The 232-nt window shown below is 65.9% G+C and carries 1 pseudogene; it reads right to left on the bottom strand.

From position 1 onward, the window contains the following. Positions 1-232, bottom strand: a pseudogene (locus KVT37_RS33135) (SPFH/Band 7/PHB domain protein); the annotation flags it as partial.

Here is a 232-nt window from a genome sequence, read left to right as displayed (position 1 = left end):
TTCCTTGGCGATCTCGCCCATGCCGCCGAGCGTGCCGATCAGCGACGAAGCCCCCAGCGGCATCAGCACCACCTTGCTGTTGGTGGCCGAGCCGATCCTGGTCAGCGCCCCAGTGTATTTCTGGGCGATAAAGTAGTTGAGCGCCTGAACGTCACCCTTGGCGATTGCCCCCGACACCACCTGTGTGGCCTTGGCCTCGGCTACGGCGGAACGCTCGCGCGCCTCGGCGTCG

Origin of the sequence: Mesorhizobium sp. GbtcB19, from assembly GCF_019091085.1 — a bacterium.
Lineage (GTDB): Bacteria > Pseudomonadota > Alphaproteobacteria > Rhizobiales > Rhizobiaceae > Mesorhizobium.
The sequence above is the reverse complement of the archived record's forward strand: the minus strand, read 5'-3'. Positions and strand labels throughout refer to the sequence as shown.